This is a genomic window from Flavobacterium cerinum (assembly GCF_004028155.1).
Taxonomy (GTDB): Bacteria; Bacteroidota; Bacteroidia; order Flavobacteriales; family Flavobacteriaceae; genus Flavobacterium; species Flavobacterium cerinum.
Map to the genome: position 1 here is coordinate 190,178 of NZ_SBII01000004.1, position 14,150 is coordinate 204,327.

Genomic DNA, 14,150 nt, shown 5'->3' on the forward strand with positions numbered 1-14,150 from the left:
GCCGGTTATCCTATTTGTATGATTGCGATTGTGATGATTGTAAACACGAAAAGCATATTATAAATTTGGCGGCAAACAGCACGTTTAAAAAGGCTTTAAACAGTGCTGAAAAGGCATTTAAACGTTTACATGCAGATGGCAAGTATAATCCTAAAGAGGTTACACAAATTAAAGAATACAAACAGCTGATCGATGAAACTGCAAATATCTTTAATGGCGCTCTCAGTGATAATGATATACCGGCTCCAATGCTGGATAAGCTAAAGAATGATGTTTTTATTTTTTCAGGGCTTAAAACCAATGCACAATTGCTCGAAGCTTCCAAATTACTATTAACTGATGAGGGCAAAGTAAAATCATTTGCCATCTTTTCAAAGGATACAGCTAACCTAAAAAAAGACTATAACCAAAATTACCTGGAGGCCGAATATGAGTTTGCGATCACATCATCACAGATGGCTGGAAAATGGGCTTCGGTTTCAAAAGACTATAATTTACAGTACAGAACTGCGGGCGATGATCGCGTAAGAGAATCTCATGCAGCACTGGATGGAATTACTTTACCGGCTGATGATGCTTTTTGGCTTTCCTATTACCCGCCTAACGGGTGGCGATGCCGATGCAACTCTATTGAGGTTCGTAAAGGCAAATACACTGAAAGTAACAGTGACAAGGCAATAGAAGCAGGCGAAAAAGCAACCAGCCAAATAGGAGCTGACGGCAAAAACAAACTTGCTATCTTCCGATTTAATCCGGGAGCGAAACAAGTGGTTTTTCCTCCTGAACATCCGTATCACAAAGTTAAAGGGGCTGAAGTGGTCAAAAAGGCTATTAAGGCAAATGAAAAACCCTATCAGGTAGATGATAAAGCACAACAACGACTTAAGGAATTAGGTTTCTCTATAGTAGGTAACGATCAAGCATTCTTTAATAAAAACTTTAAAGGTTTCAATATTGAGCAGCTTAATGAGGATATGATCAATGCTACAAAAGGCGTAAATCTTGAGATCACCAATAAATTTATCATGTTTCAGTCTGACAAAGTTGTTATAAATTTCTCAAACCCAAGCAAAGGATTTACTATTACACGAAACCTCGAGCTTGATAAGAAACGTAAAACTATAGAACACAGCTTATTTACACTTGATAATAAAATGCAGGGCAAAGGTATATCAAAAGAGCTCTTTAAAGTTTGGTATAATCAATATCAAAATGCAGGGATAGAAAAAGTTAAGGTACATGCTAATATTGATGTCGGTGGTTACGCGTGGGCTAAATATGGCTTTGCTGCCTCAGATAGTTATTATGTTGACCGTGTGGCAAAAAAAGCTGATTATATGGCTGAAGAAGGTATGATAAGTAAAACTGAACACGAACATTTTACAGGGGTATATAAGAGTTTCTTTAAAGATAATAAGGAAAAAGAGGGCTTTCCTATGTATGATATTGCGCGCACCGGATATGGTAAAAAATTACTTTTAGGTACAGACTGGTATGGTGAAGTAGATTTAAAAAACAATCTTCAAAAAGATATGTTTGAAAGTTACCTATTCGGTAAGTAGATCGTATTCGGGTAAATACTTTTCAATGTCATTTTTTGAAACATTATAAAGTTCTGCCACCTGATCTATGGAGTAGTCAAGTGAACGCATAGAAGTAATTGCAGAAAACGCCCGGTGCTTTTTATCAGTATCATTTGATACAGTAAATTCCGAATGCATTTTCGTAGTTAATTCCTCTTTATATGTTTTAGAGTTTTCAGACATAAATACAAAGATATATAAAAATTCCTATTAATGAATATCAGCGAGTTAGAAAATAGAATTACCCGTGATTTGGCTGTGGAGCTGGGCGATGAATTTGACCGTAATTTTGAACGTAAGGCTTTCTTTGACGAACCATGGCCAGCTACAAAATTGAGAAATAATCGCGGGTCGGTTATGATGCGAAGCGGTAAGCTGAGGCGATCAATAAAATACAATATTATAGATAATGAAATTAAGTTTAGCAGCTCACTACCTTATGCATCGATACACAACGAAGGTGGCGAAATTAAGGTAACAGAAAAGATGAAACGTTTTTTTTGGGCTATGTACTATAAGGCTGCGGGTGCAGTTACAACAAAAAAGGATGGTGGCGAAAGTAAGAGCAAACGAAACGTAAATCTTACCAATGAGGCTGCACAATGGAAGGCACTCGCTTTAATGAAAGAAGGACATATTATAAAGATACCAAAAAGGCAAATGGTAGGTGATCACCCAACGGTACAAATGGCCGTCCAGATTGTTATTGATGAAAACATGCAGGCTTTTAATGATGAGCTTGCAAAAACCTTTAGATAATGAAAGAACTATTAGCTGCCACACAGGCAAAGGTTATGGAAGTAGCCGAAATTAATTATGTTGATGAAGATTGGGGGCAATTAGATGATTACAGCCCTAACTTTCCAGTTAAATGGCCCTGCTGTCTAATTGACATTCAAGGCGCAACATTTAGCGATTTGGGAATGCATAAGAGCGCTAAACCTCAAAACAGGCAGGAAGGCACTGCAACGGTTGTTTTTACTTTTGCTAACCTGAAGCTAACCAATTCAAGCGGTAAAGCCCCTGAAAGCCAAAAACAGGCTGCATGGCTGATACATGATATTATAGAGAAAGCTCATGAAGTCATACACGGTTTCAGGCCGGTACAAAGTCATGGTAAGCTAATGAGAACCGGGCAAAGAAAAGTAAGGCGCGATGATGGTGTGCAGATGCACCAGGTAGTTTATACAATCGGGTTGCATAACGTTTAAAAAAGCGTTTGCTGCCTATTGGCCTCAGCTTCTTTTAATTCTTTTTCAACCGGTGTAAAAAGGATGTTGTAAAGGGTGCTGCGGGATATAGGATATTTTGGATAAATATACTCGCTTAAAATCTTTGTGAGTGGGATGTGTTTATTTTTATGCTCGTTGTAAATATCCATGATAAGCTTATAACGCCTAAGCTTATTAATACTGACACCCTTTTTTGCTTTAACTGACATAATGGCAAATATAACATTTTTTTTACACAAAAAAACCCACTTTAATAAGTGGGTTTCATATGTTAATAAAACTTTGTCAACGACCAATAAGGCGTGTTTTCCTGCTTGAACTTATAGAGGGTATTGCCCTGTTTATAGTCCTGTAATTTATAATTATCCGGCAAAGAGCTTACATCGGCTGTTGGCTGGAAATACTTTTGCCAAACTGGGAAAATATCAAGGTATTTCATCACAACCGAATTGAACTTATATTTTTTTGTGCCTTTTACTTCAAGGTTCTTATTTTCGCCCTCATAGAAAGCAGTAAAGGCCACTTTTAGGCATTCGCCAGTTTCACAAACCGATTTACCCGATTTAATTTTATCGATGCGCTCAGGGCTTAATGAAGCATCAACAAACCATATTGCAGCACTTTTATCATTTTCCTTATCGTAAAGCGGTACCCATTTAGTGCGGGAGCTTGCCACGATCTCATTAGCGAAACTTTTAGCCTGGTCAAAATCCATTTTACTGAGGCCATCAATAAAAGCCTTATCCTGTGCCTGAAGCAACGTGGTAAATAGTAAGGCTGTGAGTAGTAATTTTTTCATATTCTATTTAAAACCGATTCTTATAATTTTAGCATCCTTGTATTCCTCAATATAGCATCTGTTGGGTAGAGCTTTGGCAGCTCTCATTAAAAAGGTTTTCTTTTGCCAATCAGTAAGCTGGTGTAAATTTACATAAATTTCGCTGCAATAATCATCATCTTTATATTTAAGGTCTTTAGCGATCATCTTTAACGGCCTGTATTCGTCAATTGCATCATACTTTTGCACCGGTTCAATGTTCGCCTTTATCACATAATTTAAAATGCGTTCAATCGCTTTAAAATCCTTTTCATTAATTGCCATACTGCAAATCTAATAATAAGTTCATTGCCACAATGTCAGTACTATAAATTTGGTTAAGTTTTTGTAATACACTCTGTAAGAAATTTTTAAACCCCCCAATTATGACAAAATTATTTCACAGTAGTAGGATGCAATTGTACTTTAATAGTAACAATTCAAAAATTATTAAAGAAATTAATGGGTATAGTGATAATACCCTTTTAGGATTAAATGCAAATACCCATTCTGATACACTTGCAGAAAAATTTAAAATCGGAAAACTTGTATTGGATAAGGAAGGATGCGAAAACATTGATAATGTAAAAAAGGTATTTAATCATCCTAACAGAAGATTTGATTTCTCACAAAGAGGCGTACAAACAGAATTTGCAATTTTTAAAATCCCTTTCAACGGTGATAAAGATCTTTTCCTTCAACATCCCATTAAATACAGAAATCCGCTAACTGTGCAAGCAGAAATAAAAGCTAAAGAACTTATTGCCGAAATTACTGAAAACACTATTTTTTCAGGGAATGAAAAATTAGAAAAACAGATAGTAAGACGTTTTGAAGAATATTTTTCAATTATAGAAGGTTACGTTAACGCGATTAATTCTGATATTGATACTTATAACGCAGGGCTTTCAGAAGAAATAAAGAAGCTATTAGCAATTAAGATCGAAAACGCTAATACAGCTGCAGTCACAAAATCGAACCTTAAGCCATTCAAAAAATAAAAAAAAAGCCACTTATAAAGTGGCTTTTATATTTTGCGGTATTTCAAATTTTATAGGTTCAAATTTAGGGCAGTAAATCCAATCAGGAAAATAAACAACAATTTTGTCCTCGTAACCTTCTACAATTTGCATTCCCATGTATTTATCAAAATTGACGGTTCCAACATTGAACATTGCTTTTTGAGTTGCCACCCAATTTCTATAAAAATAGGATGGGATTGCAATTTTTAATTCTTCCTGACGTAATTCAAGATCATTAAAATGCTCAGCTGCTTTGTGGCCTACGACATTCATAAACCCCATAATTGAGTCAACATATTGTTCTCTAATATTTATATCCATGTCGCTAAAATAATAATTTTATGAATGTTCTAACTGCAATACTTCTTGTTTTCCGCTTTTTGTTTTTGAAAGTGGGTAGTTAATCCAAATACATTCAGTAACCTGCTTAGAACGTATGTTGTTTTTCTTACTGGGAAATTTAATTTTTATCCATCCCTTACTTTCAAAAAGCTCGTTCATTAATTCGTGATCGTAACCCGATATCATTGCATAGCCTTTTATGTTATTTAAAACCATGGCCAGCCGTTTATAATCTTCAATCCCAAATTCATATTTATAATCATCCTGTGAGCCTCGGGTTTCCAAAAGGTAGGGCGGGTCTAAATAAAAAAAGGTTCTCTTTGTATCAAGTCGCTTTATAATGTTAAATATATCATCATTTGTGATCTGAAAATTAGTAGAGATCTCTTTTGCTACTCTTAAGAGCTTGGGTAGTGAATTGTTCCATCGCGATACGGTTTCACCACCTTTAGCCATCAGCTTACTTTTGGCTAAATGGAATCCTTTATTTTTACGTTGGGCTCCCAGTCCATAAAAAGACTGGCGAACCCTTACATAAAATCTTCGTGCGCGTTCAATATTGCAAGTGCTTTGCTGCCATGAATTATGATACTCCAATTCACTACACGGCGTTAGCTCAAGCAATGCAATCAGTTCTTTGGGATGATCACGTAACACATAAAAAAAGTTAGTTATGTCACCGTTAATCTCATTTGCCGTCCTGATAACGTTACCCTCAAAATTTAGTGATACTACTAAGGAACCGGCAAAGCCATCGACAAAGTGTATAAAATCATTTGGAAAGTAAGCATATAGCCATTCCAGCCATGTGAACTTACCCCCAAAGTAATTGAATGCTATTAATTTTTTACTGTTACCCGACATACTTAATATTTTAGATCAGTCCAATGAATAATTTTTCCTTTAAAATCTGTATTGAAGTAGGCAAAGAAGTCTTCTATACTATCAAAGCCGTCATTGTGTGCTAGTGCTGTCATAGTACCATCGTCATAACCATCCATTCCAAAAATCAATTTGTTATCAATTTTTACACAAGGTCTAAATTCTCCTAGTGGACGTGTTAAGGGGATATAGTGAATGTCAATTTTTTGAATGCTTTCCACTGATACAACGGAGGCAAACTGTATTCGGTTTTTAGTCCTGTTGTTTATAACAAAATGAATTAGCGTACCTACTTTCCATCTGTCCTTTTTATCTACACGTATTGTATGATTTTTAGGTTTGCATTTATGGTAAATAGACAAATGAATTATTTCTGTTGCCATTGCTGTTGGTCGTAAAGAAAGGCAGTGTTCTCTAAGTGACTTACATATCTTTTCTACAAAATATGTTGGCTTTCCGGATAATTGTGTGCTAAATGCTAGTGTCATTCTTCAATAATGTTTAACCATCTTCTTGGTATTATATATCCGAAGTTTTTAATCATACCGTCCGTAACTTCATAACAATCTCCATAGTTATCAGAATAGCCATCGTACTTAATGATTGTAACCTTTGTACCAGGTAGAAAGCTGGTTATACTTATTTCTCTTAATTGTTCGGTAAGGCAGTCAATTATTGCCTCTTTACCTATGTTCTTATTTGTTTTTTTCATTTTTTAATTATATATAGGTTCTTCAGGGGTTTCAGGTTCTATGTAATCTTTGTAGTAAGTGCCTACAGGCGTATAAAATGCATCGTTAATATGCCTGTATTTAAACCATGTTTTTTGTCCGTATGAGGACGTTGTAAAGATGTATTCGATACCATTTACAGCAATTACCCACCTGCAATCAGGGTCATAAAAATTAAAGTTTTCCGTAATCTGAAAAGCCTGTTTATGATTGACAGTATTTATTATTATGCTGTCTTGTTTAATGATTATGGTTCCAGCTTCAGTAAAGGGTTGGTTTTTCTTCATTCCAAATACACCGATCATAAAGTCAGGCAATTTGTTTTCATAGCTGCTAACTGGTGTGAGCTCGTCATTTCTGAACTGGTTAACCTCTTCCGGTTCACAAGCTGCTATTATCATTGTAAGGAGCATAAGTAAGATTGATTTTGTTTTCATATAATTTGGTTTTAGTTAATCTATATAGCCACCGCAGAACTCGCAAACATCTTCAATGTCGCTTTCAAGGCATACATTACAATCGCAGTTGTGATTTGGTTTCATTATGCTGTTTTTTGACGTTGTTTGAATGCTTTTATTTCGGGTATGATTGGTTCTATTATCAGTCGTGCCCATTCAGGCGGTACAGCGTTGCCTATCATTCGTACAGCATCTTTATTGGATAGCTTTAAACCCGGCTTACTGAAGTAGTCGCGTTTAAAGGTCATACACGCTGCGAGCTCTTCACGGTTCAGGAACCTGGTCTTTACGTCAAAACCATTAAGGATAGATATTAAGGATGCCTTATTTGTAGTTAAAACTGAATTTAAAGGGCTTTCAAGTGATTGGTTTTGGCTGCCAGGATTGCCACTACTATTAAAGTGATGTGCTATGAACTGTACTTTCTCATTAAAAATTAAGGTTTCCAGTTGGTGACGGTCTTTACAGGTAACAGTGTTTAAAGGTGCAGTGACTGCCTGTGAATTTTCGCCTGTTCCGTAATACTGACAAATAAACTGTACGAGTTGCTTTGTCTGCCTTGTTAGCTGCGGGTTGAGCGGTTCGTCAGGAGTATTGAAGTTATCAGTATGGCAATGGTCTTGTATGAACTGCAGTTTTTCTTTGAGGGTTACCAACTGGTGTTGATTGGCTGTTGTTCGTACTGTATTTAAAGGCTCTTCAATGCTTTGTGAACGCCTATGGGTATCTTTACCGCCATAAAAATTGCAAATAAACTGGTTCAGATCAGGTGCATATTTTTTAATACCACCGGCTATGCGTTTCAATGTATTTGGCGATAGGGGTTTTCTAAGATGAGGCCTTAAGTTTTCGTTATATTGTCTGCCAAATATGCTAACACCCTCATTCGCTAAATCTATGTGTTCTGAACAGGCATTCCACTTAATTTTTCCATTATCTCCCTTTTTAGAGTGGGTAGGTTCAGGAAAGCTTACATTTATACCATCACGGTAAAAGAATGCAAAATATCGAACCCTACGGGTTGGGAGGCCATCATCAGCAGCATTACGTATACTATCAACGTAATTGTACCCTAAAGCGCAAATTGCATTTTTCCATCTTTCAAATTCTGCACCTACCTGGTCAGGTCTTGGTTTCCCATTTTCGCAAACGGGCGACCATTTTTTAAATTCAGGCACATTTTCAATACCAATAACCATTGGCATAAGGTGTTTAATGTACCGCTGAAGTTCCCAACCCATAGTATAAGAACCAAGCTCTTTATCTTTACCGCCTTTAGCTCTACTATGCTGCGTACATTCGATTGATGCCCAAACTAAGTCCACAGGGTCAAGCTCGTGTTCATCCTGTACATATATATCCGACCAATACGTTTTAATATTAGGATGATGAAAACTATTAGTTTTTATAGCAACTTTATCATGGTTCAAAATCCAGTCCAATCTAACGCCCGGCATATCATACAAGGCATCACTCACACCGCCGCCACCTGCAAAGAAATCGGCAGCTGTTATTACATCATCATCTGTACTAGTTGCCTGCTGTTGCAGCAGGCTCAGTACATTATATTGGTTATCTGATTTCTTTATACTCATTTTACTTTTCTGTTTTTTTGTATGCTAAGTTTCTCAGCAATGGGTTTTCATTTTTTCCTTTGGGTGATGTTGGTAGTTCGTCCTGATATCGCTTTTTACTGATGTATCTGCAAAGATGAATTTGAGCTATTGAGTTTTCTCGAATATGTTTTAAATAGCCTGGTATTGCTATCATGCATTCAATTATTTCGGCTTCCTTCATTTTTTTATACTCCTTTTCAGCTTCCAGTTTTCCAACTTTGTATTCAAAGATTGTCCACATTGCATTAAAAGAAATATCAGCGGGTTTAATGGATATATCAAATTTGGAGCATATATCAGTGTTGTTAATCCAGTTGGCTTTAATGAGGCTTTCTGTAGCAGGGAAACGGGGCGAAAACAGCCAACTCATTTGCTTATCTTCAAGAACCCCCTCGGCAACTTCAAACCCATTTAAATCACCGTTTAAAGTGTATTTAAACAGGAATGTAAGTCCGATCTCTTTGCCTTTTACGCGGTAAGTGGTGTATTGTTCCATTTCTCATTATAATTTTTGATCTAATTGTGAATAAATGTTATTTGCCAATGCCCTAAAAAATTCGTCAGGTTCTATGTCCTTTGCTTCACACATATAAACTGATACAGCGCGTGCCTCATGGTATATTAATGTAAGCTTATGCAGTTTTGGTTTACCTTTTTTTGTCTTACTGGGTGATGGTTGTCGGCTTAATCCGCGGGTTCTAGTGTATAGCTTATCTGCTACGGCTTGTGATATGGTATATATTGCCTTTTGCTGTCCGCTTAGTGTGTGAAACTTAGGTTTGTTGAATTCACAGTAACTGTGAAATGCAGCCGACAGGTAAACGAATTGCGGGGTAGTTAATTCAAGTTCTATTTTCATAAAACATTGTTTTGTTGGGTTATATTAAAATGTTCATCTATATAGTATACTTGCGTTGCTGATGCAATTAAAGTGAATGGGACACCTAATTTTATATGTTGACAAATGTGTTTAATACCTTGCTTGCAATCACCTATTTGAGCGTTAACCTGCCATTGCAATTGTTCTAGTCTTTTACTTTCCTGTGTAGCATCTAAAGATTCCTTAATAATTTTTACTAGGGCTTTTTTTGCTTCCTTTTCGTCTCCTTGAATTAGGGCGTTTATTCCTGAAAAACTTTTATCTTCTATCATCTACAATCGGTTTTAGGGTTGTCGAGGTCGGTGCAACAGTCCAAACAGCTTAGTACTGTTTTCTCACATGTAACAACCGACTCAATTAATCGCATATAAGTTCTTTCGTGTTTACAGTCCTTATGTGCATCGGGTGTGTTTATTGGTTGTTTTTCCATAATTAATGATCTCTTGAAAATCGTTCTTTCGTTTTGCACCAGGTATCACACTGGTTAGGGTCACATTTCAGCTTACATTCGAGTAAACTTGCTAATCGGCTATCCTCTTTAGGGGTATGTTTCTGTATTGCAGGATAATTGCGCTCTATAAACCTGCCAAAGGTGTAGGCCATCCACATTGCAAACATGTAGGAAAGCAGTATCAAACCGATCAAGTAAATAAGAGGCATTTCAAGGGGTAGTGTTATCATTTTTTAGCGGTTTTTGGTTTCTTATATTTTGAGAGGGTCATGCCTTCGAGTGCGCCTATAAACGTTGAGAGTTCATCATTATCCATATCCATAAGCCTTTTTTGCACCGGGCACTTATTTGAGTGCATCCATTCGTTTAATGCATCGAGGTCGGCTATGTATCCATACTTACCTGATCGATGGCTCATACCGCGCTGGATACATAAAGAAAGTATGTATTTGTGGCGTGGGTTGGTCTTATCAAATTTTGCCCTGAAGGCTAATTTGTGAGGCTTTTGGCCTATATGTACAAGGATTTTATTAGCTTCATCAAAAGAGAGATCGTCACAGCTTATTTTTTTGTTATCATCAGTGGCCCACTGTACAAACTCTTCCTTTATATCGCGATTAGCCGTATTGATATGGATTAATCGCTTTTGGTCTTTAGTTGCTTCCATTGTTTTAAATTTTGTGCCTTGAACGGGACTCGAACCCGCGTGCCTGATTCCCCCCGAAACCAGTACATAACCACTCTGCCATCAAGGCGCCAACCAACCTTATTTTAATTTTTCTTCATTTAATTTGAATAAGTGCTTTGTAAATGTTTCCCTTTCATAAGTGGTTAGTTCTACTTCAGCAATCCAATTGTTGTTAGCATCTTTGTAAACCGGTTTATCATTTACATTGTAGTGCTCATCTTTTTCGACTTCAATTATTTTCACTGACATTGACGCAACTTTTAAGGGTTTCTAATTCTGCTAAATACTCTTTCATACTTCCTAAAACTGCAAGCGCGTAACGCTCACGGGTTTTCTCTTCACTCTTTTTGACCTTTAATGCCCTGGCAACGGTTTGTTCATATGATTCGTGAACCGTAGCCTGTAATTCTGAAAGAGACAATTTCTTAAACTGTATCTCTTTTTCTTTTTTCACTGCCATAACTATATGCTTGAAAAGTTTAATAATATGCTTTGCCACTTACCGTCTGAGCCTTTGATCTTGAACTCATACCCATAACCCTTCATGTGATTGCTATACGATTCTTTAATGAGGCGTAAGCCTTCTTTCCATCGTTCATCATCAAACTTATCCTCGTGCTGGTATAAGTCCATTACACGGCCATATTCCAAATCCCCTTTATCATTTCGCTCTAAAAATCCAATCAGGATTTCATAAATCTTGATATCTCTTTTTTTAATGGTATCGCCCAAAAAATCTTTTATTAATTCGATGGCTTTTAGTGAGCGTTCATCCCATGCCGGTTCAGTATCACGCCTGCGGGTAACCCTCATTTCACCATCACTATGTGTAAGATTAAAACCACCTTTTGAATTGCTCCTTATTTTTCCATATTGGGAAAGCTTTACTGCCTGAGTATCCATTTTTATATGGCAATTAGTTTTAAATTCCAAAAGCTCTTTGGCTAAAGCCTGTGCGGTATTTACTATGGAGTAAACCACATCATCACGATCTTTTTCATAGGCTTGTTTAGCCTGAACTAATTTTTTATTTTCCCTATCTCTTGCAGCTGCCAATTCAGCTTCAAGCTCTGCAATGGTTTTTACTGTATCACTCATTTTATTTATTGTTATGTGTTAAAAATTCGGGTTCCTGTACTTCAATTTCGTTAGCTTCCATAGTTGTATATTTTCGGTTTCCAGTCAGTTCGTTCTATTAAATACAGCATCCTGTTTATTTTAGTTATGATGGTGACACTTTGGGTAAAATCAGTTTTAATGCCGTCAAGGGCTCTAAAAAGTGCGGCACGTTCCTGATTTACCATAATTCGCTCACCAACTGTTAGGGATATTTCAAGCGTGGCGTGTTCAGATGAATACTGTAGAACTAATTGCAGTTCTTCCAGTTGATTTAAAATTTGCTCCATTATTTTAGCCGGGGTTTTTATTATCGTTTTCAAGGTTCATTAATTGTAGCTCTAAAGCCCTTTTATCATTCATTACAAGGTTCACGTTAGGATGGTTGGGATTACTTGTGAGCCAAAAACTTAGCTCGACAATTTTATTTTCAATCTGTTTTTTTGTCATGGCTAATTTTGGTTTCCTATTACGTTTAACTTTCGTGCAGCATCAAATAAGGGTTTTGGGAATGTTGTAAAAAGGTCAACCATAACATCTGCATATAACCTGCGAGCTAATTCGGTTGTTATTTTCCCATCCTGAGGCTTTAAAATCTGAATTGCCTGATGCTCTAAATCTTCGTGCCTTGCTGTGTAGTAATTATTGATCGCTGTGTTAGCTAATAATTTTTGCAGATCAGTTTCTTTATTTTGGGAAAACTGTAAGCACCATTTCATATATCGTGACAGGTATTCTTTCCAGTATTCATCATCTGTCATATGAATAAGCTTTAATATTGATGTCGTTGTAGTCATGATTAATTTTTTTTTATTTAATATCAGCCCAATACTTTTTGGCCTCATCCGGCCATATCGTGTAAGGTTCACCACCGCCAAGACGGCTGAGGGGAAAAGCCTTATAACCTTCTACACGGATTTTTATATCCGCATCGTACCGTATAAATCCTGCTAAAGCTCCTTTAGGTTCTTTGCCCTCAGCATGACTTATGAAAATGAAAAGAACATTGGGAAACTCCTCTTTTAAAGCGATGTATTGCTTTTTGGTTAGGTCGGTATATTGCAAGCTGTCAATAAATACAAATCGGGGTGCCGCCTTTTTGCTTAGCCTTTTTCGTAGTTCCTCTATTGGTTCCCTATTAAGGATGGTGAACTTCTTTTTTACCTCATGCATCCGGCATTCAATCATGTTTTTTTGCAATGATTTTCGCGCGCCCTCTTCAAGGGAGTTGTAAGCAACTTTGCCATACTGGGCCAAGCATTTAGCGAGCATCATGGAAAATCTTGATTTACCATTACCTGAGTTACCCCAAATAAGCCATATCCCACTTGCCTCAGGCTCTCCTAATGCTGCCGACCATTCACCATCAAGCTTTAATTCAATGAACTTTTTATTATAAATCTGGTCAACTGATAAGGCCCTGTTAATCTGCATGCGGTTTTTGGTTTTTTAATGCGTGGATTTTGCGTTTTACACGGCGCAAATCATTGTCGCAATCTTCCCACACCTTTTTTATTTGTGATTTTTCTATTATGTCGTTGGCAACACATATTTGGGTTACGGCTGTAAAATCTACAGATGATAGTTCTATAAATTTTCTGCCAACACGGCTATATATCTCGTTATAGCCTTTTTTATTAAGAGCAATGCCTTTTTTTATACGCTTCTTTAAATGATCGGTAGCACACAGGACAATTCCGCAATGATCCTCCAACTCATTATATAGTGTTATAAAAAAGTATAACACCTGATCGCTAAGCTTATCAGCTTCATCAAGCATTAGCAATGGTTTTTCTTTTTTCTTTAACCTGCTTACAGCTTCGTACATCATTTCGGCAACAGTCAAACCTGAATGGTCAGAACCCATTGCAGAAAGCAATTCTGCAAGGAAGATTTTTCGATTCCAAAATTCGGAGCACTGGAGGCGGTAAGCATTTGGATTATTTGCATAATGCTTCATCGTATTACTTTTCCCTGAACCTGCATCGCCTATTGCAGCGAACACATTTGAATGCTCTTGCGCATCTGTTAAAAGACCGTTTAAACGCTTATGAGAGGACGTTTCTACAATTACCCACTCATTGGTATTACTACCGCCTATTTGTGCGCTTACGTTGCGCCACATCTCTTCTTTAATTAAATCCCATTTACTATTGACCATTTGGCTAATAGTAGCAGCGCTTACATTTTTTAATGAATTTGCAGCTTTATTTTGGCTGTCGAATTTTGCAATGTATTCCTTAAGGGCATCAACAATTTGTTGTTTGTCAAAATTTGTCATAGTTTTGGTAGGTATTAGTCCGGTTAAGTTTCTCAGGCCGTGCCGGTTCGT

At 36.8% G+C, this 14,150-nt stretch carries 27 protein-coding genes and 1 tRNA gene; 4 read left to right on the plus strand and 24 right to left on the minus strand.

The window, feature by feature from the left end:
- Positions 1–65 precede the first annotated feature (65 nt).
- Positions 66–1,562, plus strand: coding sequence for a phage head morphogenesis protein (locus EPI11_RS07860; RefSeq protein ID WP_128389410.1), 1,497 nt, complete (start codon positions 66–68; stop codon positions 1,560–1,562).
- On the opposite strand, the gene EPI11_RS07865 is transcribed toward EPI11_RS07860, so the two are convergent.
- Positions 1,548–1,766, minus strand: coding sequence for a hypothetical protein (locus EPI11_RS07865; RefSeq protein WP_128389411.1), 219 nt, complete (start codon positions 1,764–1,766; stop codon positions 1,548–1,550). The two genes, EPI11_RS07860 and EPI11_RS07865, sit on opposite strands and share 15 nt — an antisense overlap.
- A gap of 30 nt (positions 1,767–1,796) precedes the next feature.
- On the opposite strand from EPI11_RS07865, the gene EPI11_RS07870 reads away from it, so the two are divergent.
- Together EPI11_RS07870 and EPI11_RS07875 are read left to right on the plus strand one after the other, a co-directional pair.
- Entirely contained in the window at positions 1,797–2,342 is a 546-nt protein-coding gene (locus tag EPI11_RS07870) for a phage virion morphogenesis protein (protein WP_128389412.1), read from the plus strand.
- A complete protein-coding gene (locus EPI11_RS07875; protein WP_128389413.1) occupies positions 2,342–2,794 on the plus strand; it encodes a hypothetical protein in 453 nt (150 codons plus the stop codon). Before EPI11_RS07870 ends, EPI11_RS07875 begins: the two co-directional genes overlap by 1 nt.
- On the opposite strand, the gene EPI11_RS07880 is transcribed toward EPI11_RS07875, so the two are convergent.
- The 3 genes from EPI11_RS07880 to EPI11_RS07890 all read right to left on the minus strand — a co-directional run bounded on the left by EPI11_RS07880 (position 2,791) and on the right by EPI11_RS07890 (position 3,917).
- Positions 2,791–3,024: a hypothetical protein gene (locus tag EPI11_RS07880; protein WP_128389414.1), complete on the minus strand. Its 234-nt coding sequence runs from the start codon at positions 3,022–3,024 to the stop codon at positions 2,791–2,793. The genes EPI11_RS07875 and EPI11_RS07880 overlap by 4 nt on opposite strands.
- 62 nt (positions 3,025–3,086) lie before the next feature.
- Positions 3,087–3,614, minus strand: a complete 528-nt coding sequence (locus EPI11_RS07885) for a hypothetical protein (RefSeq protein ID WP_128389415.1) — start codon at positions 3,612–3,614, stop codon at positions 3,087–3,089.
- A gap of 3 nt (positions 3,615–3,617) precedes the next feature.
- Entirely contained in the window at positions 3,618–3,917 is a 300-nt protein-coding gene (locus EPI11_RS07890; RefSeq protein ID WP_128389416.1) for a hypothetical protein, read from the minus strand.
- A gap of 101 nt (positions 3,918–4,018) precedes the next feature.
- On the opposite strand from EPI11_RS07890, the gene EPI11_RS07895 reads away from it, so the two are divergent.
- Positions 4,019–4,633, plus strand: a complete 615-nt coding sequence (locus EPI11_RS07895; protein WP_128389417.1) for a hypothetical protein — start codon at positions 4,019–4,021, stop codon at positions 4,631–4,633.
- Between the two features lie 12 nt (positions 4,634–4,645).
- On the opposite strand, the gene EPI11_RS07900 is transcribed toward EPI11_RS07895, so the two are convergent.
- The 20 genes from EPI11_RS07900 to EPI11_RS07985 form a co-directional block, all read right to left on the minus strand.
- Positions 4,646–4,975 carry a hypothetical protein gene (locus EPI11_RS07900; RefSeq protein WP_128389418.1) on the minus strand — a complete coding sequence of 110 codons (330 nt, stop codon included), beginning with the start codon at positions 4,973–4,975 and terminating at the stop codon, positions 4,646–4,648.
- Between the two features lie 18 nt (positions 4,976–4,993).
- Positions 4,994–5,860: a DNA adenine methylase gene (locus EPI11_RS07905; RefSeq protein ID WP_128389419.1), complete on the minus strand. Its 867-nt coding sequence runs from the start codon at positions 5,858–5,860 to the stop codon at positions 4,994–4,996.
- 2 nt (positions 5,861–5,862) lie between these two features.
- Entirely contained in the window at positions 5,863–6,366 is a 504-nt protein-coding gene (locus EPI11_RS07910; protein WP_128389420.1) for a hypothetical protein, read from the minus strand.
- On the minus strand, positions 6,363–6,590 hold the full coding sequence (locus EPI11_RS07915; RefSeq protein ID WP_128389421.1) for a hypothetical protein: 228 nt from the start codon (positions 6,588–6,590) through the stop codon (positions 6,363–6,365). Before EPI11_RS07915 ends, EPI11_RS07910 begins: the two co-directional genes overlap by 4 nt.
- A 3-nt stretch (positions 6,591–6,593) precedes the next feature.
- On the minus strand, positions 6,594–7,046 hold the full coding sequence (locus EPI11_RS07920; RefSeq protein ID WP_128389422.1) for a hypothetical protein: 453 nt from the start codon (positions 7,044–7,046) through the stop codon (positions 6,594–6,596).
- A 104-nt stretch (positions 7,047–7,150) separates the two neighbouring features.
- Entirely contained in the window at positions 7,151–8,662 is a 1,512-nt protein-coding gene (locus EPI11_RS07925; protein ID WP_128389423.1) for a DNA cytosine methyltransferase, read from the minus strand.
- A 1-nt stretch (position 8,663) separates the two neighbouring features.
- Positions 8,664–9,179, minus strand: coding sequence for a hypothetical protein (locus EPI11_RS07930; protein WP_128389424.1), 516 nt, complete (start codon positions 9,177–9,179; stop codon positions 8,664–8,666).
- Between the two features lie 6 nt (positions 9,180–9,185).
- A complete protein-coding gene (locus EPI11_RS07935; protein WP_128389425.1) occupies positions 9,186–9,542 on the minus strand; it encodes a hypothetical protein in 357 nt (118 codons plus the stop codon).
- Positions 9,539–9,835, minus strand: a complete 297-nt coding sequence (locus tag EPI11_RS07940; RefSeq protein ID WP_128389426.1) for a hypothetical protein — start codon at positions 9,833–9,835, stop codon at positions 9,539–9,541. The genes EPI11_RS07935 and EPI11_RS07940 overlap by 4 nt, the downstream gene beginning before the upstream one ends.
- Before the next feature lie 160 nt (positions 9,836–9,995).
- The gene (locus EPI11_RS07945; RefSeq protein ID WP_128389427.1) at positions 9,996–10,244 is read right to left on the minus strand and encodes a hypothetical protein; all 249 of its coding nucleotides are present in this window, start codon (positions 10,242–10,244) and stop codon (positions 9,996–9,998) included.
- Positions 10,241–10,681: a hypothetical protein gene (locus EPI11_RS07950; RefSeq protein ID WP_128389428.1), complete on the minus strand. Its 441-nt coding sequence runs from the start codon at positions 10,679–10,681 to the stop codon at positions 10,241–10,243. The genes EPI11_RS07945 and EPI11_RS07950 overlap by 4 nt, the downstream gene beginning before the upstream one ends.
- Positions 10,682–10,695: 14 nt before the next feature.
- A tRNA-OTHER gene (locus EPI11_RS07955) sits at positions 10,696–10,769 on the minus strand.
- A gap of 11 nt (positions 10,770–10,780) precedes the next feature.
- Positions 10,781–10,951 carry a hypothetical protein gene (locus EPI11_RS18930; RefSeq protein WP_164879127.1) on the minus strand — a complete coding sequence of 57 codons (171 nt, stop codon included), beginning with the start codon at positions 10,949–10,951 and terminating at the stop codon, positions 10,781–10,783.
- The gene (locus EPI11_RS07960) at positions 10,932–11,162 is read right to left on the minus strand and encodes a hypothetical protein (RefSeq protein ID WP_128389429.1); all 231 of its coding nucleotides are present in this window, start codon (positions 11,160–11,162) and stop codon (positions 10,932–10,934) included. Before EPI11_RS07960 ends, EPI11_RS18930 begins: the two co-directional genes overlap by 20 nt.
- A 2-nt stretch (positions 11,163–11,164) precedes the next feature.
- A complete protein-coding gene (locus EPI11_RS07965) occupies positions 11,165–11,800 on the minus strand; it encodes a DUF3164 family protein (RefSeq protein ID WP_128389430.1) in 636 nt (211 codons plus the stop codon).
- A gap of 50 nt (positions 11,801–11,850) precedes the next feature.
- Complete coding sequence (locus EPI11_RS07970) at positions 11,851–12,108, minus strand: hypothetical protein (protein ID WP_128389431.1); 258 nt, start codon at positions 12,106–12,108, stop codon at positions 11,851–11,853.
- 4 nt (positions 12,109–12,112) lie between these two features.
- On the minus strand, positions 12,113–12,268 hold the full coding sequence (locus EPI11_RS18935; RefSeq protein ID WP_164879128.1) for a hypothetical protein: 156 nt from the start codon (positions 12,266–12,268) through the stop codon (positions 12,113–12,115).
- A gap of 2 nt (positions 12,269–12,270) precedes the next feature.
- The gene (locus EPI11_RS07975) at positions 12,271–12,615 is read right to left on the minus strand and encodes a hypothetical protein (protein WP_128389432.1); all 345 of its coding nucleotides are present in this window, start codon (positions 12,613–12,615) and stop codon (positions 12,271–12,273) included.
- Between the two features lie 13 nt (positions 12,616–12,628).
- Complete coding sequence (locus EPI11_RS07980) at positions 12,629–13,252, minus strand: P-loop NTPase family protein (protein WP_128389433.1); 624 nt, start codon at positions 13,250–13,252, stop codon at positions 12,629–12,631.
- Positions 13,242–14,099: an ATP-binding protein gene (locus EPI11_RS07985; RefSeq protein ID WP_128389434.1), complete on the minus strand. Its 858-nt coding sequence runs from the start codon at positions 14,097–14,099 to the stop codon at positions 13,242–13,244. The genes EPI11_RS07980 and EPI11_RS07985 overlap by 11 nt, the downstream gene beginning before the upstream one ends.
- Positions 14,100–14,150: the final 51 nt, after the last annotated feature.

Coding starts and splice junctions, on each gene's coding strand:
- EPI11_RS07885 (WP_128389415.1), bottom strand. CDS start 3,614: ATGAAAAAATTACTACTCACAGCCTTACTATTTACCACGTTGCTTCAG.
- EPI11_RS18935 (WP_164879128.1), bottom strand. CDS start 12,268: ATGACAAAAAAACAGATTGAAAATAAAATTGTCGAGCTAAGTTTTTGG.
- EPI11_RS07875 (WP_128389413.1), top strand. CDS start 2,342: ATGAAAGAACTATTAGCTGCCACACAGGCAAAGGTTATGGAAGTAGCC.
- EPI11_RS07910 (WP_128389420.1), bottom strand. CDS start 6,366: ATGACACTAGCATTTAGCACACAATTATCCGGAAAGCCAACATATTTT.
- EPI11_RS07975 (WP_128389432.1), bottom strand. CDS start 12,615: ATGACTACAACGACATCAATATTAAAGCTTATTCATATGACAGATGAT.
- EPI11_RS07870 (WP_128389412.1), top strand. CDS start 1,797: ATGAATATCAGCGAGTTAGAAAATAGAATTACCCGTGATTTGGCTGTG.
- EPI11_RS07890 (WP_128389416.1), bottom strand. CDS start 3,917: ATGGCAATTAATGAAAAGGATTTTAAAGCGATTGAACGCATTTTAAAT.
- EPI11_RS07960 (WP_128389429.1), bottom strand. CDS start 11,162: ATGGCAGTGAAAAAAGAAAAAGAGATACAGTTTAAGAAATTGTCTCTT.
- EPI11_RS07920 (WP_128389422.1), bottom strand. CDS start 7,046: ATGAAAACAAAATCAATCTTACTTATGCTCCTTACAATGATAATAGCA.
- EPI11_RS07940 (WP_128389426.1), bottom strand. CDS start 9,835: ATGATAGAAGATAAAAGTTTTTCAGGAATAAACGCCCTAATTCAAGGA.
- EPI11_RS07895 (WP_128389417.1), top strand. CDS start 4,019: ATGACAAAATTATTTCACAGTAGTAGGATGCAATTGTACTTTAATAGT.
- EPI11_RS07915 (WP_128389421.1), bottom strand. CDS start 6,590: ATGAAAAAAACAAATAAGAACATAGGTAAAGAGGCAATAATTGACTGC.
- EPI11_RS07930 (WP_128389424.1), bottom strand. CDS start 9,179: ATGGAACAATACACCACTTACCGCGTAAAAGGCAAAGAGATCGGACTT.
- EPI11_RS07985 (WP_128389434.1), bottom strand. CDS start 14,099: ATGACAAATTTTGACAAACAACAAATTGTTGATGCCCTTAAGGAATAC.
- EPI11_RS07905 (WP_128389419.1), bottom strand. CDS start 5,860: ATGTCGGGTAACAGTAAAAAATTAATAGCATTCAATTACTTTGGGGGT.
- EPI11_RS07900 (WP_128389418.1), bottom strand. CDS start 4,975: ATGGATATAAATATTAGAGAACAATATGTTGACTCAATTATGGGGTTT.
- EPI11_RS07965 (WP_128389430.1), bottom strand. CDS start 11,800: ATGAGTGATACAGTAAAAACCATTGCAGAGCTTGAAGCTGAATTGGCA.
- EPI11_RS07980 (WP_128389433.1), bottom strand. CDS start 13,252: ATGCAGATTAACAGGGCCTTATCAGTTGACCAGATTTATAATAAAAAG.
- EPI11_RS07925 (WP_128389423.1), bottom strand. CDS start 8,662: ATGAGTATAAAGAAATCAGATAACCAATATAATGTACTGAGCCTGCTG.
- EPI11_RS07945 (WP_128389427.1), bottom strand. CDS start 10,244: ATGATAACACTACCCCTTGAAATGCCTCTTATTTACTTGATCGGTTTG.
- EPI11_RS18930 (WP_164879127.1), bottom strand. CDS start 10,951: ATGTCAGTGAAAATAATTGAAGTCGAAAAAGATGAGCACTACAATGTA.
- EPI11_RS07950 (WP_128389428.1), bottom strand. CDS start 10,681: ATGGAAGCAACTAAAGACCAAAAGCGATTAATCCATATCAATACGGCT.
- EPI11_RS07880 (WP_128389414.1), bottom strand. CDS start 3,024: ATGTCAGTTAAAGCAAAAAAGGGTGTCAGTATTAATAAGCTTAGGCGT.
- EPI11_RS07865 (WP_128389411.1), bottom strand. CDS start 1,766: ATGTCTGAAAACTCTAAAACATATAAAGAGGAATTAACTACGAAAATG.
- EPI11_RS07970 (WP_128389431.1), bottom strand. CDS start 12,108: ATGGAGCAAATTTTAAATCAACTGGAAGAACTGCAATTAGTTCTACAG.
- EPI11_RS07935 (WP_128389425.1), bottom strand. CDS start 9,542: ATGAAAATAGAACTTGAATTAACTACCCCGCAATTCGTTTACCTGTCG.